Annotated in this window: 20 protein-coding genes; 7 read left to right on the forward strand and 13 right to left on the reverse strand. The window is 37.8% G+C overall.

Translation table 11 applies throughout. The features are described 5' to 3' along the window. Both LI954_RS08075 and LI954_RS08080 read left to right on the forward strand, forming a co-directional pair. Positions 1-213 (forward strand): hypothetical protein (locus LI954_RS08075; protein ID WP_229444138.1); only part of this gene is annotated, 213 nt, incomplete at its 5' end. Positions 214-1175: 962 nt separating this feature from the next. Continuing rightward, positions 1176-2624: a helix-turn-helix domain-containing protein gene (locus LI954_RS08080; protein WP_229444139.1), complete on the forward strand. Its 1449-nt coding sequence runs from the start codon at positions 1176-1178 to the stop codon at positions 2622-2624. 488 nt (positions 2625-3112) lie between these two features. On the opposite strand, the gene LI954_RS08085 is transcribed toward LI954_RS08080, so the two are convergent. From LI954_RS08085 to LI954_RS08105, 5 genes are all read right to left on the reverse strand, one after another. Continuing rightward, positions 3113-4954 (reverse strand): beta-glucoside-specific PTS transporter subunit IIABC, encoded by a 1842-nt coding sequence (locus LI954_RS08085; RefSeq protein WP_229444140.1) that lies wholly within the window; start codon positions 4952-4954, stop codon positions 3113-3115. 11 nt (positions 4955-4965) lie between these two features. Next, entirely contained in the window at positions 4966-6051 is a 1086-nt protein-coding gene (locus LI954_RS08090; protein ID WP_202067778.1) for a DUF871 domain-containing protein, read from the reverse strand. Between the two features lie 820 nt (positions 6052-6871). Further along, the gene (locus LI954_RS08095; RefSeq protein WP_229444141.1) at positions 6872-7081 is read right to left on the reverse strand and encodes a hypothetical protein; all 210 of its coding nucleotides are present in this window, start codon (positions 7079-7081) and stop codon (positions 6872-6874) included. A 143-nt stretch (positions 7082-7224) separates the two neighbouring features. Continuing rightward, positions 7225-8460 carry an MFS transporter gene (locus LI954_RS08100; protein ID WP_229444142.1) on the reverse strand — a complete coding sequence of 412 codons (1236 nt, stop codon included), beginning with the start codon at positions 8458-8460 and terminating at the stop codon, positions 7225-7227. 261 nt (positions 8461-8721) lie between these two features. Then, on the reverse strand, positions 8722-9189 hold the full coding sequence (locus tag LI954_RS08105) for a MarR family transcriptional regulator (protein WP_229444143.1): 468 nt from the start codon (positions 9187-9189) through the stop codon (positions 8722-8724). A gap of 670 nt (positions 9190-9859) precedes the next feature. Between LI954_RS08105 and LI954_RS08110 the strand changes: the two genes are divergently transcribed. After that, positions 9860-10099, forward strand: coding sequence for a hypothetical protein (locus LI954_RS08110; RefSeq protein ID WP_229444144.1), 240 nt, complete (start codon positions 9860-9862; stop codon positions 10097-10099). A gap of 175 nt (positions 10100-10274) precedes the next feature. Here LI954_RS08110 and lacD read toward each other — a convergent pair whose 3' ends face one another. From lacD to pfkB, 4 genes are read right to left on the reverse strand one after another with little or no spacing between them, the layout of a single operon-like run. Beyond that, complete coding sequence (lacD, locus tag LI954_RS08115; protein ID WP_229444145.1) at positions 10275-11261, reverse strand: tagatose-bisphosphate aldolase; 987 nt, start codon at positions 11259-11261, stop codon at positions 10275-10277. Positions 11262-11264: 3 nt separating this feature from the next. After that, positions 11265-11714, reverse strand: coding sequence for a fructose PTS transporter subunit IIA (locus LI954_RS08120; protein WP_202067781.1), 450 nt, complete (start codon positions 11712-11714; stop codon positions 11265-11267). Positions 11715-11729: 15 nt separating this feature from the next. Next, positions 11730-13124: a PTS fructose transporter subunit IIC gene (locus LI954_RS08125; RefSeq protein WP_229444146.1), complete on the reverse strand. Its 1395-nt coding sequence runs from the start codon at positions 13122-13124 to the stop codon at positions 11730-11732. 12 nt (positions 13125-13136) lie between these two features. Further along, a complete protein-coding gene (gene pfkB / locus LI954_RS08130) occupies positions 13137-14063 on the reverse strand; it encodes a 1-phosphofructokinase (protein WP_202067783.1) in 927 nt (308 codons plus the stop codon). A gap of 259 nt (positions 14064-14322) precedes the next feature. Here pfkB and LI954_RS08135 point away from each other — a divergent pair, with 259 nt between their 5' ends. Further along, on the forward strand, positions 14323-15090 hold the full coding sequence (locus LI954_RS08135; protein WP_267491460.1) for a MurR/RpiR family transcriptional regulator: 768 nt from the start codon (positions 14323-14325) through the stop codon (positions 15088-15090). A 738-nt stretch (positions 15091-15828) separates the two neighbouring features. Here LI954_RS08135 and LI954_RS08140 read toward each other — a convergent pair. Together LI954_RS08140 and LI954_RS08145 are read right to left on the reverse strand one after the other, a co-directional pair. Next, a complete protein-coding gene (locus LI954_RS08140) occupies positions 15829-16260 on the reverse strand; it encodes a GNAT family N-acetyltransferase (RefSeq protein ID WP_202067785.1) in 432 nt (143 codons plus the stop codon). 411 nt (positions 16261-16671) lie between these two features. Continuing rightward, positions 16672-17025 carry a PTS glucitol/sorbitol transporter subunit IIA gene (locus LI954_RS08145; RefSeq protein ID WP_202067786.1) on the reverse strand — a complete coding sequence of 118 codons (354 nt, stop codon included), beginning with the start codon at positions 17023-17025 and terminating at the stop codon, positions 16672-16674. Between the two features lie 313 nt (positions 17026-17338). Between LI954_RS08145 and LI954_RS08150 the strand changes: the two genes are divergently transcribed. Next, a complete protein-coding gene (locus LI954_RS08150) occupies positions 17339-18763 on the forward strand; it encodes an MATE family efflux transporter (protein ID WP_202067787.1) in 1425 nt (474 codons plus the stop codon). Between the two features lie 102 nt (positions 18764-18865). Here the strand turns inward: LI954_RS08150 and LI954_RS08155 are convergent, their stop codons facing one another. Then, a complete protein-coding gene (locus LI954_RS08155) occupies positions 18866-21214 on the reverse strand; it encodes an ATP-binding cassette domain-containing protein (RefSeq protein WP_229444249.1) in 2349 nt (782 codons plus the stop codon). 458 nt (positions 21215-21672) lie between these two features. Here LI954_RS08155 and LI954_RS08160 point away from each other — a divergent pair, with 458 nt between their 5' ends. Continuing rightward, positions 21673-22353: a response regulator transcription factor gene (locus LI954_RS08160; protein WP_229444149.1), complete on the forward strand. Its 681-nt coding sequence runs from the start codon at positions 21673-21675 to the stop codon at positions 22351-22353. Further along, on the forward strand, positions 22340-23374 hold the full coding sequence (locus LI954_RS08165; protein WP_229444151.1) for a HAMP domain-containing sensor histidine kinase: 1035 nt from the start codon (positions 22340-22342) through the stop codon (positions 23372-23374). Before LI954_RS08160 ends, LI954_RS08165 begins: the two co-directional genes overlap by 14 nt. 369 nt (positions 23375-23743) lie before the next feature. Here the strand turns inward: LI954_RS08165 and LI954_RS08170 are convergent, their stop codons facing one another. Beyond that, on the reverse strand, positions 23744-24364 hold the full coding sequence (locus LI954_RS08170) for a GyrI-like domain-containing protein (RefSeq protein ID WP_229444152.1): 621 nt from the start codon (positions 24362-24364) through the stop codon (positions 23744-23746). Positions 24365-24585 lie beyond the last annotated feature (221 nt).

Consider the following 24585-nt stretch of genomic DNA (forward strand, 5'->3'; position numbering starts at 1 on the left):
ATAAGTAATCGACCTACAAGCCACTCCTGTCAGTTTCAGTATGACAGGAAATGGGCTGTAGGTCGATTCTTTTTTTGTTTTCATTCTGTTTGGTGGCGGGAACCGCCATGGGTGTTTGTCACAGTCTCTCTTAATATTGAAAATGAAATAAAGCGATTACTGAAGATCTATTCTACTGATGAAGTGATTAACAAATTACAAAATAAAAAATAATCACATCAAAAAATTGTCAGTCTATTAATAGCTTTATTAACAGCTACTATTATAATTCTAATAAATTTCATATACTAAAAAGGTCATTCAATTAAGGTGACCTTTTTCAAACATTAGCTATACAAACTTCAAATATAGAAAATAGTAATAATGTATAGACAACTAATAATTGGAAGTAAAGCATAAATTTTTTGTTTAAACTGTTTATGCGTATTCTCACAATACTTACAAGAAAGGTAGCTATTAATCCAGCCGGTCAAATTAACAATAATATAAAACAAAACCGTTAACAATATATTACTTTGGCCTTTAAAAACAGTGAGTACAAACAAAAAACTAACACTTAAGTTGATAAGAAAATAATTATTGTTCTTAAGTAATCCCAAACTATTCATTCTTCTAGGACAATAGTGATGCTAAGTAGTGTGCTATAAAAACTAATAATGAAACAACAAAAGCAGCAGTGCCCGTGACTCCCGATAGCCACGCAACTACAGAATACGAACCTGAATGTATTACCCCAACAGCTATCATAACAGTTCTGCATGAAAGTCTAGCTATCGGATTCGGAGTTGGTAATTGCTGTAAAACATCTTCTTTTATTTGATTAATAACTTCGTTATCTCCAACTAAATATTATTACAAGGTGAACTTGCAAAATCCATAAATTTTATTACTGAGGTTGAATCCTTTGCTCGTTCGGTTGTCTCAAAAAAAACATACTCTGAAAAAATCATTGAACTCAAAAATTCCAATAAGAGTATTTTTGAATTACGTATATAAAGATGTTTGCTCAACTTAATTTGACAAATAAAATGTTATGCATCTGGTAAGGGCACAAAAAGTTTACCTTCAATTAACAATATTTTTTTGTTATCAGATAGTGTGATATAATCTCCCTATCTATTTGAATTTACTCAATTAGAGTACTAACAATAAAGTAAAAAAAAGAAGTGATGACCTTGAGACAGCTACTGTCTAACCATGATTTAAAATTATTAACCTTATTAGAAAAATTGAATAAAAATCGCGGTAAGAATTCGTTGAAGAAACTCAGCAGCTCTCTAACAATTCCTATCCGCACTATCTCAACATATATTCAAGAATTTAATGGGTATAATCTCCCCATATACATTTCTTCTGATAACCGAGGAGTACGCCTAATAATTCCAAAAGAACATTCTTTTCGATATATCTACAGCGTAATTTTTAAAAATAGTTTAGAATTATCTGTACTTCAACAAATATTTTTAGCTGAAAACATGTCTCTGGATGAATTAGCTGAAAAGAATTTTGTCAGCACTTCGACAGTTAAACGAGCTATTTCAAGAATCAAACCTGTTTTAAAGAAGGAAGGTATTATCATTTCCGGATCTAATCTCTCAATTACAGGAGACGAAGAGAAGATTAGACAATTTTTAAATTATTTTTATGATGAAAAATATTTTAATCTGGAATTTTTGACTAAGGAACAAGAACACTACTTACATATATTAGTTCATGACTTATTTCATCAAAGAGGGATAAAAATTTATAAAAATCAAGTGAACAAATATATTCGCTGGATATATCTCAATTCCATACGTATTAAATACAATCATCGAATTTCTCTTAAAAATTATCGCTTCAGCTCAAGTAAACTATTGTCGGATGAAGTATTTGTAAACAGCTTCCACTCTCTATTTGGTATTCCGCTAACCTTAGAAATAATCAATGACATGTTTTATCAACTAAATAATTATTACTATTACCATTCCTATAATCAGATAGAAAAAATGTTAGCGCAATCAAGCGAATTAAAACACCAAGTACAAACGATTAAAACAAATTTACATAATATATCAATTGATTTAAGAATTGATTTACCAGACTCTACCAAACAAATGTTAACACTGGATTTCATGAATATCTTGCAATTTAGAAACTCACGAACCTTCATTCTCTATAATCGCAGAGAGATTTTTCTAGAGCATTTATCAACTAAGTACCCTCATATAAAAGATTATCTTTCTTCTTATGTCGTCAATCTTATGGCTCCTGATGCATCACAATCTGAAGTCAATGAATTAATCTACATCCTAATTACCCATTGGTATGAGCTCTACAATCGTCTCCATAAAATTGAACACTGTATCGATATTTACATTTTTGTTGATACTGACTTAGAACATGCATTGTTCATAAAAAAAGAATTAGAAAATCACTGTCGCTACAATATTAAATGCCATTTAATGATGGATGATGAGCCAATTACCATCCCTGATACAGCAATTTTAGTTACCTCTGTAGCTGCTACACCAAAAACTATAAAAAATGTTATTTGTTTTTCTGATTATTTTAGTGATCGCAATTGGTACGACTTAAACAATCAGATAAGAAAACTCACTATGGAAAAAGAGACTGGGGCATAAGCGCTCAGTTTCAAACACCAAATAGATATCATGCATCATCTGACTTTGCGATTATTCAAGGTATAAAAAATCCGCTCTAACGAGTCAATCGTAGTGATTTATGACAATAAGAAGGCATTCACCAAAATGACAAAAAAACTTGCAGGATAACCGGTAGGATACCTTGTAGGAACTAGACGGTATGTATCGAGGATCGGAGTGAAGTGAGAACTGTAGAGGCAAATGTAACTCTTAATTAAGAGATGCTCCTGCGATTACTCGTCGCAATTTAGAATATACACATGCTCCTGCTGTTACTCATCACAGTTGAGGGCGTAACACGTGCTCCTACTGTTACTCGTCGCACTAGAAGGTTCTTAAATGTGCCGAGTAACAGCAGGCAACAAAAGAGCTTTTTGCTTCTGTTCCACCATTTATTCGGATTTTCCAAATAGTATTGGTCTGGAAATTATTTATACCCCAAACCCTTTTCAGGATTAACTACTTTCTTAGTTCTCCAGTAATTTTTGACCAGCTAGAACCTCTCCGTTAACAACAATTTCAATATTGTGATAGTCTGTAGAATTAGTTATCACTATTGGTGTAACTGTACTTTTTTTATGTGCTTTGATAAACTGTTCATCAAATAAAAGTAATTCTTGTCCAAGCACTACCTTGTCGCCCTGTTTAACCAAGGGTGTAAACCCTTCACCATTTAATTCAACCGTATCCATTCCAATATGAATTAAAATTTCGGCTCCTTCTTCTGAGACAATACCAATAGCATGATTTGTAGGAAATAGAAGAGTTACTGTACCGCTTACCGGTGCTATTACTCTTCCTTCACTCGGCAAAATGGCTACCCCTCGTCCCATAGAACCAGAAGAAAATACAGGGTCATCTACCTTTTCTAAAGAGAGCAGTTTACCACTCATTGGAGAAAAAACAGTAATTTTTTCGCTAACCACTGACGGCTTTTCTTCATTGGCAGCTATCTCTTTCTTAATACGTTTATCCTCTTGACCTTCATCGAAGCCTAAAATAAATGCTAATATAGCAGCTATTACGAAGGCAGCTGATAAACCAATGATACCCATCATAGCACTTGATTCAATACCGTCTCGTCCAATCATATTTGGTATAGCAAGAATACTAGCATTGAATGCAAATGATTTAACTCCAAAAAATGCAATGACTCCCCCTCCAATTGCTCCACCAATTGAAGCAGCAATGAACGGTTTTTTCAACGGTAATGTGACACCATATACCGCAGGCTCCGTAATCCCAAACAAAGCAGTTAATGAGCTTGATGCAGCAAGACTTCTCATGTTTTTATCTTTTGATTTTAAGAAGACACCGAACGCTGCACCTGATTGGGCAATTACTCCGGCAATTGACATTGGCAATAAACTATCATAGCCTAATGTTGAAAAATTAAGCAGCGTTAATGGAACAAAGCCCCAATGCATACCGAATACAACTAATATTTGCCAGAAGCCTCCCAATATTCCCCCAGTAATTAACGGACTAAATTCATAAAGACCATTTACCCCCTTACTTAAAATAGAACCAATTACTGTGCCTAAAGGACCAATTAATAGATACGTAAGCGGAACCATGATTATTAGCGTCAATAACGTAACACCAAAAATTAAAAATTTCGGTACTATTTTTTTAAAGAGCCCTTCTACATAACGCTGAACAAGAACTGCTAAAATAATTGGAAAAACCGTTGACGTATAGCCTGCGCCATAAATAACCGGTAAGCTTATAAAAGTAAGATCGGCAGTATTTTCAATTGGGTAAACCATAGCCATAGCTAACGCCATTGCTATATACTGATTTGTTTTAAACTTTTTAGCGGCTGTAAATGCAATTGCAATAGGTAGGAAACGAAAGAAAGCGTCCCCAGCAGCGTTTAATAATGTATAAGTTCCTGTTTCAGCAAATTCAGGTGATAAAAACACCGCCAGACTTAATAATCCTTTTAATACCCCAGTACCAGCTAATACTGTTAAAAAGGGAGTAAAAATAGAAGAAACAATATCAATAAATTTGGCAACCAGCCCTTGTTTCTCACCGGTTGTCTCATCGCCTGCAACATTCCCGCCCATCACATCTAATAAACTTTCATAAACAGTACTTACCTCGTTCCCGATTACAATCTGATATTGTCCGCCGCTTCGAACAATTTGAATTATTTCAGACATTTTTTTTAATTCTGAAGTAGAGGCCATATCTTCATTTTTCAAACGAAAGCGTAGTCTTGTCGCACAATGAAAGACGTCATTAATATTCTCTTTTCCTCCAACTCCTTCTAAAATTTTTTGAGCTAATTCTTTATTATTCATGACTGTTCTCCTTACTGTACTAATTTAAATTTTGACCAGGCTTTTAATTTGGGCAGCAAGTCTAACGATTCCTCTGTCAAATGACCAACTAGGTTACATCTTTGCTTATTATTAGGAATATCTTGTAAAACAATATGCAGTTCCGCTTTGTATTGTCCAAAATTATTATTTCCAATCACAATATCACCTCTTTTTAACGGCGGACAATTTGTTGCGGCAATTGATTCTTCCCTATATTTAAAACGCGGCAAACTTGAACGTAATAAAAATGCTGAACGATCCCCACGATAACTATGTTTTTCCTCCAACACTATTTTCTTTTCAATTGGCTGAATATTATTTTCCAGTACTACTTGCAATTGAGGATGTGTGGCAAAATATACTTCCGAAACCTCGGCAAGCTCTTGTTCACTCGCATATGCATCGCCAATGATGATTGTATCAATTGCTTCATCTAACACATAATATTGAGCTTGATTTCTGATCGTCTGATTTCGGTGTTGTTCCAATGTACATAACCCGTCTTGTAAAGGCCATGGTCCTAGTATTGCATTCTTACTTGTGATAAAAGCAGCTGTTTCAAGACTATAGTTTTTAAATTGTTGACAACAGGCTTTATAGAATCCTTCATCCAACCCTGAATATTCCATTGGATAAAAATTGTGCGAACCAACTAAATTCTTCTTATTTGGTGAAAATGACATAATATTGTCAATATATTTTGTGCCAATACTCATATTTACTTCAATTTTTAAATTATATGCATTACGAGTCATTTCTGCTTCTTCTCTTCCAGTAAAACCCATATCTAAACGAATACCATACGCCCCTAGCTCTGAGAAGAAGGACAAATCTTCATAGCTTACTCCAATTTGGCTAAAAATTTTAGGATTAATATCAACCATAACCTCCATACCTAAATTACTAGCATATTGAACTGTTTCCTTAAAGTTATTAATTACTTGCTCTTCATCTCCTGCTAATTCCAACAAGCTAGTAAAAATCCTGCGATAACCTAACTGGTACGCCAAATCAATATATGCCTGATCCTTTTCTTGGGTTGTTTTTTCTGGATAAATTGAAATACCTAATGTCAATAGACTCCCTACTTTCTAACTATTATTATCTTACATAACAATAATCTATGAAAAAAAAACATTCTTCAAGCTCAAAAAATGCATTGCACCATGTTATTTATGATCGTCTCGTTTTATAAATTAGATATACAATCTACTTGTAAATAATCAGAAATAAAAAATATCAACGATTCCACCGTCACAGAAATTAGAATACCCACTGAATTCATTATGATCGTTATCAACATAAAGACGTTCACAAGCTTACTACTGAACTATTTACCTTTGGATTTCTTCATTGCATTTCCTCCTAAAATTTGTTGTTTCACCATAAAAAAATCACCCATGAATAGATTCCCATGAGTGATTTTAGTTCCCATTTATTTTAAAGTATCATTACTTCCCAGCACTCTGACCAAATTATAATTTATATTAAAAGATAGCCTGTAAATAATAGCCAATGATAGAAAATTTTAACTTGTATGCTTCAATAAAAAGAACGAGCAGCTGCCAACACTTTTCCAGGTAGATACAAGCTTTTTCTGCTGATGCAGGAACTTTTAGTGGAATTGCCTTGCAGGAACAGCTAGCAAAATGGTATACGCAGCTCTGATGGGGATAAATTTGTTAAAATTTATTCCATATACAAAAAGACAGCTGTATGCAGACAACAATCTTTGAATGTGTAAACATTCAATCTTTAAACGGAGTAGCGGTTCATTTATGTCGACCCATGTCTTAAGGTCATACAAGAACTTGCGACTACGCTTCTTCAACTGCTCGTCATATATCCAGTAGTCTCATATTGTAATACTACTGGATAGGCTGCACGTTTCTTGGGTTAGAAGCATGAATGAGTTTTAACATTGTCGATACACTGGTTTTCTGCAGATACTACGACTTTCCCGTAGTAAGATTCTTCACCGCTTTCTGCATTGATGTCTACTTGAATATTGCGGGCATCTACATAACCATCTCCTGTTCCAGCAATGTCATACATGTGCAATTCAGCTTCTTTTGAAGTTGCAAAGTTTTCAGATGGGTATAACACTTGACTTACTTGGAATTCACCAGTTGATGGTGTTACTGTATCTTTCTTCCATACACGTGTTATTGTGTAAGTGATAATTGTATTATTTAGAAGAGTGAAATGGCAATGCTTTCAAACAATTGAAAAGGTTTTTCCCTCATTTTCTATACAGCTGTCTGAGTTCTCTTAGTCAAAACCGTCATAGAGGCTGTGATCAAAATGACGCCCATCACTGCAGGCGCAGCATGTCCCAGAAAAACATAGAGCTGTCCGCCCATAATTGGACCGATAATTCTTGCCAGCGCTTGAATCGACTGGCTGCCGCCCTGAACTCTGCCCTGCTCTTCTGCATCGACTGTTTTTGAAACCAGCCCATTAAACGATGGGCCAAAAATCGAATCGCCAAAACCAAAGACAAACATTCCAACGATAAAAAGCGGATAGAATGAAACCACAGCCGATGCCGCAATACATACATACCCCAGCATTTCAGAGAGCATCCCAATCGTCGCAATCTGTTTATCAGTAAACTTCATTAAAAGTCTGGGCATAATAAAGCCTTGAGAAACAATATCCTGAATCCCCATAATTGAGAATACCAGTCCAATCAATGCCGGTTTCCAGTTAAAATTATCAATCGTAAACTGTGACAAAACCGCCTGCAGCGAACTGCTTGGTATCCACAGTAAAAATGCTGAAACAAGTAGTCGATTCAGTTTGGTCATCGACAATATGCTGAACAATTGAACAAATGGATTCAGCCTTGCTGGAGTAATTTTTCCCAGCTTCTTTTTCTTTTCAAGACTTTCCGGCATAAAGAAGAAACCATAAATGACATTTAAGAATGTGATGGCAGCTCCAAAATACAATGGGGCTGCATAACCAAATCTAGCTGCCAACAGTCCGCCCAGAGTCGGTCCCATTACAGAACCTGCACCAGTAACAGCACTAACCCAACCAAAATATTTAGTACGCTGCTCTTTCGGTGTGATGTCTGCAAAATAAGCAAAGATTGTACTAATACTCCCTCCGGTTATCCCTTCTATAATTCGTCCGGCAAACAGAATCCATAAAGCGCCTCCCAGTCCGAATACCAGAAACCCGACAGCTGCACCCAGTAAACTCACCAAAAGTAATGGACGACGCCCGTATCTATCACTTAAAGCACCCAGAACCGGGGCTGAAAAGAACATACAGACTGCATAAACAGAAAGCAGCAGCGTAACAACCGTCGCCTGATTCCCAGGATTTTTTATGTAAGGTTCAACCAGAAATGGGATGACCGGCGTTATAATACTGAACCCTATCCCAATAAGAAAAACAGAAATAAGGCCGAATATTAGCGCGTGTTTATCAATTGCCTCCTTTGATTTAGTCTTGTGCGTGTACGTTTTAAACATACTAATCATTCCTTTTTTATTTTGATTAAATGCGTTCCTTCAATTGTCAAACGTATTTCTATGGAGAACAGCAACACTAGTCAAACTTTATAACCCCCTCTTTTTTTAGGATTCAGCAATAATAATCGCCATTCTTTTTTGTTTCCAAGGAAACATATAAATAATAACGCCGTTTTGTTTCCTTGTCAACAAAGAAATGCACAAAAATAAAAACAGTCCTCTCATTTTGAGTTCGACTGTTATTTATTTCGTTATTTCCAGTTATTCCTTAATGCTCTTGCCTTGCTTTTTTATTTCTTCATCCAAATGACTGCTGTACATTTCTACAAAATAGGAGATGGCTTCATATTGCTCTTCTGTCATTTGCTCAAACACTTTTTTATCCCGTTCTTCGAATTCCTGATGAAGCGCTTCATGAATTCGATACACTTCTTTTCCTTTTTCAGTCAATCTAAAGTAGACTTCTTTCTTATTCTCCAGCTTTTGATAGCTTTCGATCACGCCTTTTTTAATCAGCTTTTTCGTCATCTTGCTTATGGCACCTCGCGTCATATAGAAAAATTCAGCCAGCTTTGTCACATTGGGATCTGCTGTTCTTTCAATATATTCAATACAGTGAACTTCAGATGACGTATAGCCTGCCAAGCTTTTTTCCATCTTTTTATTGATCCAGGCAATTTTTTTGTATAAATCTCTGATACTCAATTTAAGCTGGTTTTCTTTGTCCATAGTCATCCCTCCTGCAACATTAGCTTAATTATATTCGTTTTTTGTTTCCATTTCAACATTATACAAAAACATAACCAGAGCTGCCATATGCAACAAATTTTCCAGTTTTCTTAAAGCTGTAAAATAGTATCCTTATTTTTATTGAAGTAAAAATATTTATCACAAATTCCATTTTAGAGGATACATCTATCAGTTTTATCACACTTGAAAATGGCAGGGTTATCGACCTCTATTTTGGAATGAAAAAGCCTTGGATCAAAAGATTTGAATACTACATTTATGACTACTGTATTTCTACAGAACGATAGGGAGCTGGTTTAGGAAGCACCTTTTTGAATGCTGAAAAAGAAATTGAGCTTCCTTGAATGAACAGTCTGATAGTAAACACAGAAAAAGAGGTCCTTATCAAAGCCTTCTGTATTAAGAATGGTTTCAAGCAGTTTTCAGATTTAATTGTATTGGGAAATAGTCTAGTAATGAACCTTGCTCGAATGTTTATCCATGACGCTCATTTTTCCAGTTACTTTACAAACAATTCATTCTATTATTTGAATCAAGCTTAAAATAAAATCACATTCTAACATCTTCGACCTTTCTCCGCCAATTTTCTGGTACTTTTGAGCTGACGTGGTAAAATAAAGATACAAGATATGCATAGGAGGGATTCACCATGGAAGAAACAATCTTTTTTAATTTGGGAAATGCTATCGCTTCAAGCAAAGATGAAAAGGAACTAATTAGAACGGCACAGATTGAACATGATAATCGAAAAATGAAAGGTCGTCTTGTTATTGTTGAAGATCCTGAGAACGGTGAACAGCTGCTCTTTGATTTTTCTGATACAGAAAATAATCCGGATAGTGGAAAAAAATTTATTATTAAACAATCACTGGAAAACGAAAAGCAATAACAGACTTATCCCCATAACCAGGTACATAAAAGAAAAAGCTGAATTCTCGGCTTTTTCTTTTATATACCGCCTAAATAACTCTTCTGTGAAAAGAAAAGGCGGTCCTACTATGAATGTGGAGTATCTGAAAAAAACTTGCCCTCGCTTTCCTGTCTGTCCTTCTCAAGCACTCTTCTTATTCGCACGCCAATTTATCAAACCACGAAGAGGCTGTTTCTGCCAAGACTTCATTCAGCTCTTCAATATTTTGCCGACCTTCCTTTTTCAACCATGCAATTGTCTCTGCTTCATCGGCTGTTGCGAACTGCTCCACACCTTTTGCCCAGGTTGCCCGACCGCAAAGAACTCCATTAAACATTGAACCAGCTTCTTTTGCAAAGCGCAGAGTTTCCTGGAACAGCTGTGAGCTGACCCCGGCACTTAGAAAAATAAACGGCAGGTCTGTTGCTTTGCTTTGTTCTTTAAAGTATCCCATTGCTTCTTCTTTTGTGTAACAGCTTTCTGTTCCATAGCCTTCCACAAAATTCATAGTCACAGGGACCTCCACTTTCAAAACATCCACATTATAGCGTGGATCAGAAAATTCTTTCATCATTTGAATAACCTTCTTAGGCTTAACCTTTGCGTATGTCAAACTGCTGCTGTCTGAAATTGTCGAATCATACGAAACTAACTCCAGGAAAAACGGCAGCCCCTCCGCAACACATTCTGAGCCAATCCGCTCCATGTACGCATGCTTTTGTTTATTAATTTCTTCTGGTTCATCAATGTCATAATACAGTAAGAACTTACAGGCATCCGCTCCGGCTTCCTTCATTCGTTTCACAGACCAGACATTCAGACTGTCAGGTAAACGTCCCGGAACAGTCGTATCATAGCCGGTTTTCTCATAGGCCAGCAGCAAACCGCTGTTTTCAGCACGAGCCTGTGCTGCCGGCAAGCCGTATTCAGGATCTAAAAGTATAGATGTTGCAAATGGTGTCAGTTCTTTTGAGACTAATTCTTTAAACACTTCAATATCCTGCTGGCCTGCTTCTTTTCCCAGTGCCTGAAACATTTTCTTCAATGCACCGCGCTGATCAATTGCCAACGCGCCAATAACACCTTGACCATTTCCTGTGTTCTTTAATTTTTCATATTTTTCCTGACTAATTGTTCTCATGCTCTACTCTCCATCCAAATAATTCGTTAATAGTTCGTTTAAGTCCTCTGGCGTTTTTGCAGCTTTAAAGGCTTCTTTAAACTCCTGCTTCATCAGCATCCGTGCAATTTTTGATAATAACTGCAAGTGAGTGGTGCCCGCTTCTCCATCAGGAATAAACAGTGCAATCGCATAAAATATCAGCTCTCCATCCAAACTATCCCAATAGATTCCTTCTGTAAAGGTTGTAATTATGACACTCGGCTTTGTAATTGCTGCACTTTTTGCATGAGGAATAGCAAAACCGTCCATCATTCCGGTGGTACCCTCTGACTCCCTTATCTTTAATGCTTCCAGAACAGCGGCTGAAGAATCGGTAATTGCCAATTCTTCTGTTTTATCCGCTAAAAATTGAAAGACTTCTTCTTGATCTGCAAACGTTCTTTCCAAGAATATATGATCTTTACTAATCATTGCTTATTTCGCCCCCTAGGCTGCTGCTTTTTCAACTCTGCGTTTTTGAATCATTCCTAAAATGACTCCGCCGACAATCGAACCAATCAAGATAGCCACTACCCATAGCAGTCCATGAGTAACTACCGGCAGAACAAGAAATCCGCCATGCGGGGCAGGAACCTGTACTTTGAACATATAGGTCAGCACCGCTGCAATCGAAGAACCCAGCATCATTGTAGGTAAAACACGCAGAGGATCTTTTGCAGCAAAAGGAATCGCTCCTTCTGTGATATGTGTGCTTCCCAGAATAATATTTACCAGTCCGGCATTGCGGTCACTGCTGTCAAAGTACTTTCTAAACAGAATCACAGCAACACCCGTAATCAGCGGTGGTGCAATACACGCAGCTGATACCCCTGCCATAAATGTGGTATTTCCTTCTGCCAGCAGGGCTGTTCCTGTCACATAAGCTGCTTTATTTACTGGACCACCCATATCAAAGGCACTCATACAGCCGACAATAATACCTAGAATCAGCGGGTTTGAATCTTGGAAGCCTGACAGAAAATCCATCATTGCCTGGTTGACTGCCGACATCGGTTCAGAAACCAGCGTCATAATTATCCCGGTGATAAATACGCCCAAAACCGGATATAAGAAAATTGCTTTTAGTCCATCCAGTGATTTTGGCAATGAGCTGAATAATTTCATCAGTCCTAATACAATATATCCTGCTAGAAATCCAGAGATGATTCCACCCAGAAATCCGGTTCCGCCATTTGATGCAACTAAACCGCCGACAAAACCAACAACCAGTCCGGGTCTCTTAGCAATCCCTTCAGCAATAAAGGCAGACAAAATCGGAACCATCATCCCCATTGCCAGGCCACCGACATTCATCAGCTGAGCAGCAAATTCATTATACTGGTCACTACTTGGATCAGCTGAGTAAATCCCAAACAAGAAAGAAATGGCTACAAGCACACCGCCGCTGACAACAAACGGCAGCATATGTGAGACTCCGTTCATCAGATTTTTGTAAATATTGTGCCCAATCCCGCTGGATGTTTTCTCATTACCTGTTGCCGCCTTAACATTCTCACCTTTTCGAATAGAGCCTTCTCCTGCCAAAGCATCTTTAATGAGCTGATCCGCATCTTTAATTCCTTTACTTACAGAGACTTCGATGACACGTTTTCCTGCAAAGCGCTCTGCCTGTACATCTTTATCTGCTGCAATAATTACTGCATCTGCATCGGCAATTTCCTTATTTGTCAGTGTATTTTCAATTCCCACCTGTCCATGTGTTTCCACTTTAATTGAAACACCGTGATTTTTTGCCGCCTGTTCCAAAGCCTCCTGTGCCATATACGTGTGCGCAATTCCCGTCGGACATCCTGTTGCAGCAATAATTTGGTACTTCGTCATGTTGTTTCCTCCTTATAATCGTTGAATATCTATTTGCCGACTTAGTTCTTCTACATCTGAAAAATCTGTTAGTCCTTTGCGAAAAGCAGTAGAGCTTGCCGCAGCCAAACTGTACTTCAAATTATCTTCCGATTGTTTCCCCTGCAATTGATTGCCAACAAAACTGCCCAGCAAAGTATCCCCGGCACAAGCTGTATTTACAACCTCTCCTTTTGGAGCATTTCCATATAGTACACTATCAGCTGTAATATACAAGCCGCCTTCTCCTCCCAGCGAAACCAGCACATGCTCAGCGCCCTGTCTGACTAACTCCTGTCCGTACACAATACATTCCTGAACAGAAAGTGCCTCTTTACCAAACCATTCTGCCAGCTCATCCTCATTCGGCTTCAACAAAAATGGTTTGTATTTCAAACAATCCAGCACTTCCTTGTAGCTTGTGTCAAGAATCAAATGAACTTGATTCCGTTCAGCAATTTCACTGATTTGTTCAAAAATCTGCGGTGTCACTCCCTGAGGCAAGCTGCCGGAAATACATAAATAACTGCCCTCGGGGATATCGCTGATTTGTTGCAGCAATTGGCTGATTTGGTCCTGAGAAATAACCGGACCTTTATTCACCAGTTTATACTCGCTTTTCGGGTGATTTACTTGAGTAAATACGTTGATACGTGTCATTCCATTTACATGAATAAAGTCTGTCTGAATCTTTTTATCCACTAAAAATTCGTCAATATAACTGCCGGTAAAGCCTCCGCTAAATCCAAGTGCTGTACTCGTTACTCCTAACTGTTTCAAAATCAAAGAAACATTTACGCCCTTACCATTTGCCTGTATGTCATCATCAATACTGCGATTTACAGTATTCGGCTTTAATTCATCTGTTTCAATAAAAAGATCAATTGCAAGATTCATCGTGCAGGTGTAAATTGCTGCCATTCCATCACCTACCTCCTATTCTTTTTCTGTCTTTATTATGCAACAGAAATTCCTGTAAATGTTTTCTAAAGAAAGAGCTGACGGTGAAAACTTTTACAAAATAAAAAAAGAAGGTACAATACCTGTGTAAAGAAACCAGCTGCTCCTTGATTTACGATGCATAAAGATCTGAATAGCGAACAAAAGAAAATAAATACTCACCGCAGATATAAAATGACCTGCAGCAAAGTTGTCCTAAATTTATTTTTATTTAAAGGAGCTGAATCCCATGAGCAGTCAGTTAAGTGAAGCAGAGAAATATCTCTGGCAGTTTATTCAGGAAAATATTGAAGAAATCCCGCACTATTCCATTGTTAAATTGAGCGAAGAAGCGAATGTTTCAACTGCAACAATTGTCAGAACCATGAAGAAAAAAGGCTATGAAGGGTTTACCTCTTTTAAACATTCTCTGAAAGATCAGGCAAATACAACAATTAATTTTTCCGTAGTTGAAAAGGTTGACAATGAAATCAAAAAAGCAATTTTGAAAAATGAACAGGAAGTGATTCGCTCCATTAATATGATTGACAGCGGTGTTATCGAGGATGCTGTACAGAAGATATATTCAGCCAAACGCATTGTGATTTTTGCCAGAGGCTTTTCTGAATTGATTGCAGAAGAGATGATGGTGAAGTTTCAATTGGCTGGAAAATACTCACAAATGCACACAGATCCAAACATCATAAAAAGCATCAGCAAAACTCTGACTCACGATGATTTTGCCATTTTTGTTTCACTAAACGGCGAAACCCCTGAGCTGGTGGTTGCTGCTCAAAACTGCTATGACAAAGAAATCAGTACTCTGACCATTTCCGCCAACCGTACCAGCACACTGGTTGATCTTTCGGAGCTCGCATTCATCGGCTTTAAATCAGAGGGTTCTTACTTTCCTGATTATGAAGTTCGTTCCCGGCTGCCTTTGTCTGTCATTGCCCGAATTTTACTGGATGCCTATGCCATTCGCAGTCATAATCGGTCAATGGATTAAATAGAAAAGCAAATTAGACTACGCAGCAGCACCTCCTGGCTTAGAGGTGTTCTGCCTAGTCCTTTTTTATGCTTCCTAACTGCATCTTTTCTTTCGATCAAATGAGTAGAGAGAATTCCATGAATACGCAGACACGCTCACTTATACTGTTCCCAGTTTATTCTTTGTCCTAACAACCAGCTAATAATTTCCAATGAGCTTCCAGCAGCTAAATCAGCCAGTAACAGCCTCTTATTCTCATCTTCTTCGATCTTTTATATGATAAAGAAAATGGAGAATGAGGTAATCCATTGAAAATATGGATGAGACCGGACAGATTGATGAAGGTCACATTGAGATGGAGATCAGATTTTCCCTTGATCGGCTGGTTCCCGAACACAGATAATTTTCTTCCTGTGTTCTTCCTTCCTATAAAGCTCTATCTACACTTTACGAAGGAACCTACGATGGACTGACAACACCCTTTTTGAAAATATTTGAAGAAAATAGACAGTTTGGCAGGAAATTCTTGAGCTGTAGTTATGAATATATCTCAGTGATGAAGAAATTAACTTATCAAGACAGGAAACCATCATTGAAATACCTTACTGATAGCAAAAAGAGCCGATGAGTGAACATCTGTGTAACTTGATTCACTCATCAACTCTTTCCTATTTATATTTTCGATTTATAGAAGAGCTCGTAGTTCTTCTCTTCCCAACAGGCTTGATTGTCTCACTCATTATTCGAATTTTCTGTCTATTTTTGCCATTTCATATGATATTCCCATTCACCTGTAGCTTTATCCACTTCCTCAGAAGCTACAAAGAAATTTTCACGTTTATAAAATGCAACAGCCTTTGTATTTTTGGAGTAGACTGCTAATTCCAGTTGCTGGTACTCGCGCTTGATTTCTTCCAGCAGCGATTTGCCGATTCCCTGCCCTCGATAGTCGGGGCATACAAAAATACCAGCAATATAGTCACCCTGCAGCCCTGCAAATGCAACAATCTGATCTTGTATTCTATAAACATAGATTCCTGCTTCTTCCAGTTGCGACTTTACCATTTCCAAATTAGACTGCCAGTAAGCTTCTGGAATAAAAGGATGCGCTTCCAAGTTTACTGATAACCATATAGCTGACAGCTCTTTCAATTCCTCTTTCGAAGGCTTGACCAATTCCTCAATCATATGTGTACTCCTTATTCATTTTTTATTCGTATCCCGCCGATTTTCTCAGGCTTGAACACATAACAAACCTGCTGATTCACACCATCTCTTATTGCCTTATTTCACCTATTTTAACAAAGTTTATGGAATAACAACAGTTTCACTTTGTTTTGTGCTGATTTAATCATGCTGTACGAATTTAAAGAGGTAGTAATAAAAGAAAATTGAAAAAAACAGGTAAAGCCTATATAAAATTACTTACATAGCGCTGTCCCTACGATTCTAACGATTCTCAAGACAAAATATTACACCATATCCGTTTTTCTGCATCTACAGTTCCTGCACAGCTCCAATCCTCGAAATACACATTTATTCGGTTTTTAGGGGATATGACATAATTTGGTCTCCCTCTTTTGCTGCTCAGCGATTCTCTCATTTTATTTCTATCGTATCACCGATTGCAAGCTTCGGAAAATTCCCCGGGCTGACAATAATGGCCCCCGGTAATACTTCATTAACGCCTTCTCTAAAGTAGATAGACACATGTCCCAATTCATTAAAATTGTCATTAGCTGCCGATCCTACCTCAATGATTTCGTATTGCTGTGTGCCAAAGCGCACTTTCTTACCTATTTCAAGAACATTTTTTTCTTCTTCAGAAGCTTCATGGATGATACAAATAGAGCGTAATTCTGAAGTGGCTTGTGGTCCAAACAAGATCACCAGTTGTTCTTCTTCAAACGCGGAAACCAGCTCCCCTATTTCAGTTATTGTTGTCTTATACATAATTTTCCCTCCCGATTCTCAACATTTCAGTTTAGTCTGCACTAAGCATTTAATCTATTATAACAAAAATAAACGCCATTAAGAATTCGCTTACAAAAACTTCAAGAAACTTTTTATCTGTTCAACAACTCTAACTATAGCATTCTAAAAAAGTAATGAATCACACATTTCGTCTGATTCTGTTGTCAGAAAACTAGACTACATTAAAAAAAGGAAAAAAACTAATTTATTTTCAAAAAAAGGATAGACTTTTTCAGAAAAATGAGTATCATAGTCTAAAGTAAAAACTATTGATCTGAAAAGAAGGAGAACCATGAGAGAATTAACAGAAGACAAACCACTAAAACTGATTTTTCTATTTACTATCCCATTACTGATAGGAAATATTTTCCAGCAGTTTTATAGTATGGCAGATATGATTATTGTTGGTCAGACACTTGGAAAAAATGCATTAGCCGCAGTTGGTGCTACAGGCAGTATTATCTTTTTAATTATCGGTTTCGCTCAAGGACTCACTTCCGGTCTATCCATTATTACTGCTCAGCGTTTCGGAGCCAGAGATTATCGGGGAGTTAAAAAAAGCTTTGCTGCAAGTATTTTCATCAGTTTTGTTGTAACCGTTATTTTAACCATTATAAGTTTGCTCTTTATTCGACCTTTATTGTTGGTAATGCAGACGCCAGCAGAAATTATGGCTGATGCTCAAACTTTTATTTCAATTATTTTAATTGGGATTTTTTCTGCAATGGCATTTAATTTATTATCCAATGTCATTCGAGCATTAGGTGACAGCCGTACACCTCTAATCTTTCTTGTTGTTGCCAGTGTTGTCAATGTTGTTCTTGATCTGGTTCTCATCATCAATTTTAACATGGGTGTTGCGGGAGCCGGGGTGGCAACAGTAATCGCACAGATGGTTGCCAGCCTTCTCTGCCTGATTTATATCCAAAAAAGAATACCTAATCTTCAAGTACGCAAAAAAGATTTTTCTTTCGAAAAAAAAGAGATTCGCGAGCATTTAAATGCAGCGTTGCCCATGGCCTTTCAAACATCCATTATTGCGATCGGCGCGATTGTTCTGCAGGGTGCCATAAATAGTCTGGGAACAGATGTCGTGGCTGCTCAGGCAGCAGCCGGAAAAATTGATCAGTTTGCTATTCAGCCGATGATGTCATTTGGTATTACAATGGCTACCTTCACTGCTCAAAATTATGGAGCAAAAAAATATGGACGTATTTTAGAGGGCGCTAAAAGTGCGTTGCTGCTCAGTTTGGGGTTCAGTCTTGCCGCAGGAGCAATCGTTATTCTGTTTGGCAGACAGCTGGTGACTCTATTCGTAAGCGCCGGCGAGACAGAGGTGATCCGCCTGTCTCAAATTTACTTTAACATTAACGGAAGTCTTTACTGGGTACTGGCTATCCTGTTGATTGTACGTTATACATTACAGGGCCTCGGGAAATCAGTAATTCCAACAATTGCCGGGATTATGGAACTGGTCATGCGCTCATTCGCCGCAATTGTATTAACTGCTTCCTTCGGCTTCATAGGTGCTGTTTCAGCTGCGCCGCTGGCTTGGATCGGTTCAACTGTAGTTTTGATCTATTCCTTTACCGGCGCAGTCAAAAAGCTAAAACATTTGGAAACACACGAAGAACAGAGGACTCTTTCTCTTGAAAACAGATACATTGAGGTGGGGACAAACACTCATGAAGGCTGTCATCCTCACCAAACAGAATGAAAATAAAAGAGTATCAGCCGCAATTGCATAACGGCCGATACTTTTTTACGTAAAAACCCCGCTCTTCTTTTCCTGTTTGTAAGAAGAGCGGGGTTCACTTTATTATTCAGTTCTTAATGCTTCTACCGGATCTTTCTTTGCCGCCCATTTCGCAGGCAGTGCGCCGCCCAATAGCGTCAGTACAACACTGATCGTAATCAGAGCCAATGCGTGAATCGGATTCAACTGTGCTACATTGCTTAAGCCGGTCATATCTTTCAAAATGATATTTGTTGGAAGCGTCAACAGGTAGGCAATCCCAATTCCCAGAAGTCCTGAACACATACCAATAATCAGCGTTTCAGCATTAAACACGCGAGTGATATCCTTCTTACGGGCACCCAATGCACGCAAAACACCAATTTCTTTTGTTCTTTCCAACACAGAAATATATGTGATAATTCCTACCATGATTAGAGAAACCACTAGCGAAATTGATGCAAAAGCAACCAGAACAATGGTGATACCGTCCATAATCCCGCCAGTCATATCTGTCATAGTTTGAGCTAGATCAGTATAAACAATTTTATCAGCTGTTTCTTTTCCATCGTTGTATTCATCTAAATACGTAACTATCTTCTCCTTCGATTCAAAGCTTGTCGGATAGATAAAAATCATTTGAGGCATACTATCTCCGCCAATATAAGAAAGAACGGATTGTTTTGTAGTATCATCCAGTTTTTCCATCGTCATCACATTCACATCAGAATCTTTTTGTGCTTTGACAATGTCAGAACCCTGTTCCAGATCAATAATTTCCTCTACCAGCTTGTCACTGTATGCAATCCCGCTGCTTAGAGTAGCCACTTGAGTGTCTTCCTTTTGACGAATAATTCCGCTGATTTTCAATGTTTTCGCTGCTTTGCCGATCATTTCATCGTAGTCATTATTAGGAACAAAATTCCCAAATTCTGTTTCTGAATAGTAATCATCATTGCCAATTATTTTTAATTCTGTTCCGACAATTTCATCAAAGTCTATACCATCTTTGTCAGCAATATCAAAACCAAGATTTTTCAAAATACTTTGATCGACACGATTCTTATTATCGATTACCAGTACAAGTTCGTCTGTACTTTCAGGATAACTTCCAGATAAAACATCATAATTCTTTTTCAAGTATTCATTGATTGAGCCACTTGTTGAAACAGGATAAGAAGACAGCCCGGCATTGCTCATACTTGAGAGCCCTCCTGCCATCGCTCCGCTGCTGCTGGAAGAATCTGCATTAAAGTTAACCAGCTGGACTTTGCCGTCAACATCTCTTAACAGGTTCATTCCGACAACTCTGGTATAGCCGATACCGCTTGCCAGATCTTTATCAATTTTGTTCAAATAATCAATATAGTCCTGAGTAATATTATTCGTATGGCGAATATTTGATTCCTCTGGATTATAGAGCACTACTTCATCCGTGTCAGCATATTCTTTGCTGCTAGTCGGAGAATTGCTCCGCATCTCCTTTAACGCTTCTTCATCCATATTCATCGCTTGTTTGGATACAATGATAGGATATTCCGACAATGCATCGTTCTGGAATAAGTCAATTTGCTTTTGGAATCCATTCGACAGACTCAAAATTAAAGCAATCCCAATAATCCCGATACTTGCAGCAAATGCTGTCAGTCCTGTCCGCCATTTTTTTGTTGCGATATTCTTGCCGGAAAGCTTCAGTGCGGTCCAGTAGCTCATACTGGTCTTTTTCAGCTGATAATTGTGATCTTCTTCATACTCCTCATAGGGATTAGAATCATTGACCACATGCCCGTCACGGAAATTAATAATCCGATCCGCATATTCCTCAGCCAATTCCGGATTATGAGTCACCATAATAACCAGCTTATCATCCGCAATTTCTTTCACCAAATCCATAATTTGAGTACTTGTCTCTGTATCCAGAGCCCCTGTTGGTTCGTCCGCCAAAATAATATCAGGATCATTGGCTAATGCTCTGGCAATTGCCACACGCTGCATCTGACCTCCGGATAACTGATTCGGTTTTTTATGCGTATGCTCTTTCAAGCCTACCTTTTCCAGAACTTCCAAGGCACGCTTTTTCTTTTCAGAAGCAGAAACCCCACTCAACGTCATTCCCATTTCCACATTATCCAAAATACTTAAATGTGTAATCAGATTATAGCTTTGAAAAATGAAACCGACACTGTTATTACGGTAGGCATCCCACTCCCCCTGCTTAAAGTTTTTGGTAGATTTCCCATTAATGATTAAATCTCCGCTGTCATATTGATCCAGCCCGCCAATAATATTCAGTAAAGTTGTTTTACCTGATCCGCTCTGACCAAGGATGGCAACAAATTCATTTTCACGGAAATTAATATTGACACCATTCAGCGCTACTTGGGTAAACTCACCTGTTGTATAACTCTTTTTTATATCTTTTACCTGAAGCATCTTTTTCTCCCCTTCTTCATTTAACCAAACAGTATCATTAAAAATAAAATCAATTTGGTTCATTTAATTATTCATTGTCAGATTATCACTCGAATATGTACTGAATATGAACGAAATGATAACAAAATACAGAAAACGATTTCAGTTATTTTTCTTATACATTTCTTAAGAATTAATCGGGATTTTTGGCAATTATAACGTTTCTACTACACTAAACGGTTCATTAACAGGCTAGTTATCAAGAATTGTTTGTGGTCGCAATAACAGGCTGCTTCTTGATACAAACAGATAAATGAAAAGACAGCTATCACTGCTTTCAACCGATCAACAGTTTCTGCCGGAGAGTCGCTGCAATTTAGTAAAGAGAACCTGTTTTTATAATTTTGACAACTCCATTCACATTCTCTTCAACAGGTTTTTAGTTTATAATATAGTGAATAAAAGAATGGAGGAAAGACATGATTACGGTTCTTGTTGCAGAAGATGATAAAAATATTCGAGCATTAATGGCTGCAGTATTAAAACAGGATGGCTATCAGGTGTTGGAGGCAGGAAATGGAAAAGAAGCTCTGATTCTATTGGAAGAACAGCTGATCGATCTGCTTGTTGTTGATATTATGATGCCTGAGCTGGATGGCTATCAGGTCGTTTCAGCCATTCGAAAAGAAAATACTCAGCTGCCGATCATTATGGTTACTGCAAAAGAAGCCGCAGAGGATAAAAAATATGGTTTTCTCACCGGTGTTGACGACTATCTGGTTAAGCCCATTGACTTTGATGAATTCCTGCTTAGAATTAAAGCAATTCTTCGCAGAGCCCAGATTAATTTGGAAGGCCGTCTGACAGTCGGACATACATTGCTGGATCTCAACAGTTTCTGTGTTTATCAGGGAGCAGAGTGTACAGAGCTTCCCAAAAAAGAATTTTTACTTTTGTATAAGCTGCTTTCTTTTCAAAATAAAATTTTTACACGTGATCAGCTGTTGGATGACATTTGGGGTATTGATTCACTCACAGATGAACGGACTGTAGATGTACATATTAAACGTCTAAGAGAAAAATTTTCCGGCTCTAAAGATTTTTCCATTACGACGATTCGAGGTCTCGGATATAAAGGAGTTGCCAATGAGACAAGATAGACGGTCCATCTATGTTCATTTTTCACTAATTATCGCTTGTATTTTACTGGTTTCATCGATCATATCAGGAATCCTTTTATTTTTTCTTTTAAAGCTGGGACTGATCAGTACCTTATTCGGTTATCCGCTGATTCGACTGATTATTACACTGCTTTCCTGCACAGTCGTTGGAACGATTATCGCAGCAGGTTTCAGTAAACGAATTTTACGCCCTTTAAATCAGGTGGTTGAAGGGACACGGGAAATCGCAGGCGGCAACTTTGATGTACAAATTGAGTCAACTAAAATGAATAACGATCTGGAAGATCTGATACAAAACTTCAATTTGATGGCCCGTGAACTAAAAAATGTAGAGCTGGTCCATAAAGATTTTATTAATGACTTTTCCCATGAAATGAAAACACCGCTGGTTTCAATCAACGGGTTTGCCAAACAGCTGCAGAAGCCGGATATATCAGAAGCTGACAGAGTCCGATATTTAAAGATAATTACAGAGGAAACTGAGAGGCTCAGTTCCCTTTCTTCAAATATTCTTTTACTTTCAAAGGTGGAGAATCAGGAAAGCATCACGTTAAAAAGGACACCCTACTCCTTAGACGAACAGCTTCGTCAGGCTCTGATCTTACTACAAAAGGACTGGGAAACAAAAGACCTTGTAATTAATCTGACCCTGCAGCCGGTTACTGTTACTGCTGATTCAGATTTGCTTATGCAGGTATGGCTGAATATTTTGGGAAATGCGATAAATTTTACAGATATTGGAGATACCATAGAAATAAACTGTTATACGTTGGGCAAAGAAGTCAAAGTGACTATTAAAGATACCGGTGCTGGTATGTCAGACAAGGTACGTCGACATATTTTCAATAAATTTTACCAGGGAGACAGTTCTCATCAATCCCAGGGAAACGGACTGGGACTGCCCATCGCAAAAAGAATCGTGACTTTACATAATGGAAAAATTATTGTTAAATCCAAAATAAGCGAAGGCTCTACGTTTATAATTATCCTGCCGCAATAGCTGAGCAGTCAATTGCAGCAGTCATAGAGATCAAACAGTTTATTACTGTGAATATAAAAACGATTTATTTTTATACGCAGGTTCTATGACCTAATGATTTCGCAGAAGCAAAGGTCTTCATGCGACGAGTAATCACAGAAGCAGAGGTCTTCATGCGACGAGTAACCGCAGGAGCAGATAAGCAGAACGATCTAGTTTGCCCCTCAAGATCAACTTGGAGAAGAACCTCAATAAGCGATCGATCTACAAGCTCTTCTGTCCTCTTTAGTATGACAGGGAAATAGTGTGTGGGTCGATCGTTTTTTTCTTTTCATTCTGTTTGGTGTGGGCGATAGCCCTCATGAGTGTTTGTCCCGACCTCTTCTTTTTTTACTTCAAAAAATACCTCAATACTGTCTTCATCTTTTCCGGATCACTTTTTCTTGGATCTGATAAGTAAATTTCCTTATGCGCCATTGTTCGTCGAACTAATCCATTTTCTTCACAGTATTTCTTCATCACATCAAATGTCATATGCTCATCATCATACGGTCCTATATGGAGCATTTGGAGACTCCTGCCGTCAGTCAGCTCTTCAAACAATATTTTACTGTTACTGCTGTTGGGTTTCTTTTGACTTACTTTGTCAATATTTGCTAAAGCAATTTCTTTTGTAACAAATTCAGGCTGTCGGATCATCAGTTTATAGATCAAATCAGCTTTTTCAAAACTGCCGTCCGGTCGAATATCCTCTACCTCCAAAGTCCAGATTCCTTCCAAAGGATAGACAGTATATTCAAAAAATCCATCAGGAACAGGTCCGTTTTTATGCATCATCCGAATCCCATAGGACATTGCATAAAGTGCTGCTGTATCTTCTGCAAACGGCTCCTTGTTCGGATCTCCTTTGCCTGAAATTGTATAGAACTTTTGCGCTGGTATATTCAGTTCCATTGGTTGCTTCTTGGGCAAATACTGTTCCTTTTCCTCTTTTCGCCATTCGTATTTCATTACCAATTCCCCCGTCCCTGTTTCTTTAATTACTCAATCAATTCCTTACATAAGCTCAGTATAAACCATGACGTTGAGGAGAGAGTCAACAGATTTATCACTAAAAATTCGATAACTTAAAAGTTTCCGGACAAAACAGTTATTGCTAAAAATCCTTCCAGCCATTACTCTTTATCTGGATCGCGCCTTCTCAAGAAACCGTTTAATACCGGAAGCAATCA

The organism is Enterococcus sp. CWB-B31 (assembly GCF_020567645.1).
Lineage (GTDB): Bacteria > Bacillota > Bacilli > Lactobacillales > Enterococcaceae > Enterococcus_L.

Excerpts from the sequence above, each read along its gene's own strand:
- LI954_RS08085 (WP_229444140.1), bottom strand. The coding sequence starts at position 4,954 with ATGAATAATAAAGAATTAGCTCAAAAAATTTTAGAAGGAGTTGGAGGA.
- LI954_RS08100 (WP_229444142.1), bottom strand. The coding sequence starts at position 8,460 with ATGTTTAAAACGTACACGCACAAGACTAAATCAAAGGAGGCAATTGAT.
- LI954_RS08105 (WP_229444143.1), bottom strand. The coding sequence starts at position 9,189 with ATGGACAAAGAAAACCAGCTTAAATTGAGTATCAGAGATTTATACAAA.
- LI954_RS08110 (WP_229444144.1), top strand. The coding sequence starts at position 9,860 with ATGGAAGAAACAATCTTTTTTAATTTGGGAAATGCTATCGCTTCAAGC.
- lacD (WP_229444145.1), bottom strand. The coding sequence starts at position 11,261 with ATGAGAACAATTAGTCAGGAAAAATATGAAAAATTAAAGAACACAGGA.
- LI954_RS08120 (WP_202067781.1), bottom strand. The coding sequence starts at position 11,714 with ATGATTAGTAAAGATCATATATTCTTGGAAAGAACGTTTGCAGATCAA.
- LI954_RS08125 (WP_229444146.1), bottom strand. The coding sequence starts at position 13,124 with ATGACGAAGTACCAAATTATTGCTGCAACAGGATGTCCGACGGGAATT.
- pfkB (WP_202067783.1), bottom strand. The coding sequence starts at position 14,063 with ATGGCAGCAATTTACACCTGCACGATGAATCTTGCAATTGATCTTTTT.
- LI954_RS08140 (WP_202067785.1), bottom strand. The coding sequence starts at position 16,260 with ATGATTGAGGAATTGGTCAAGCCTTCGAAAGAGGAATTGAAAGAGCTG.
- LI954_RS08145 (WP_202067786.1), bottom strand. The coding sequence starts at position 17,025 with ATGTATAAGACAACAATAACTGAAATAGGGGAGCTGGTTTCCGCGTTT.
- LI954_RS08150 (WP_202067787.1), top strand. The coding sequence starts at position 17,339 with ATGAGAGAATTAACAGAAGACAAACCACTAAAACTGATTTTTCTATTT.
- LI954_RS08155 (WP_229444249.1), bottom strand. The coding sequence starts at position 21,214 with ATGCTTCAGGTAAAAGATATAAAAAAGAGTTATACAACAGGTGAGTTT.
- LI954_RS08160 (WP_229444149.1), top strand. The coding sequence starts at position 21,673 with ATGATTACGGTTCTTGTTGCAGAAGATGATAAAAATATTCGAGCATTA.
- LI954_RS08165 (WP_229444151.1), top strand. The coding sequence starts at position 22,340 with ATGAGACAAGATAGACGGTCCATCTATGTTCATTTTTCACTAATTATC.
- LI954_RS08170 (WP_229444152.1), bottom strand. The coding sequence starts at position 24,364 with ATGAAATACGAATGGCGAAAAGAGGAAAAGGAACAGTATTTGCCCAAG.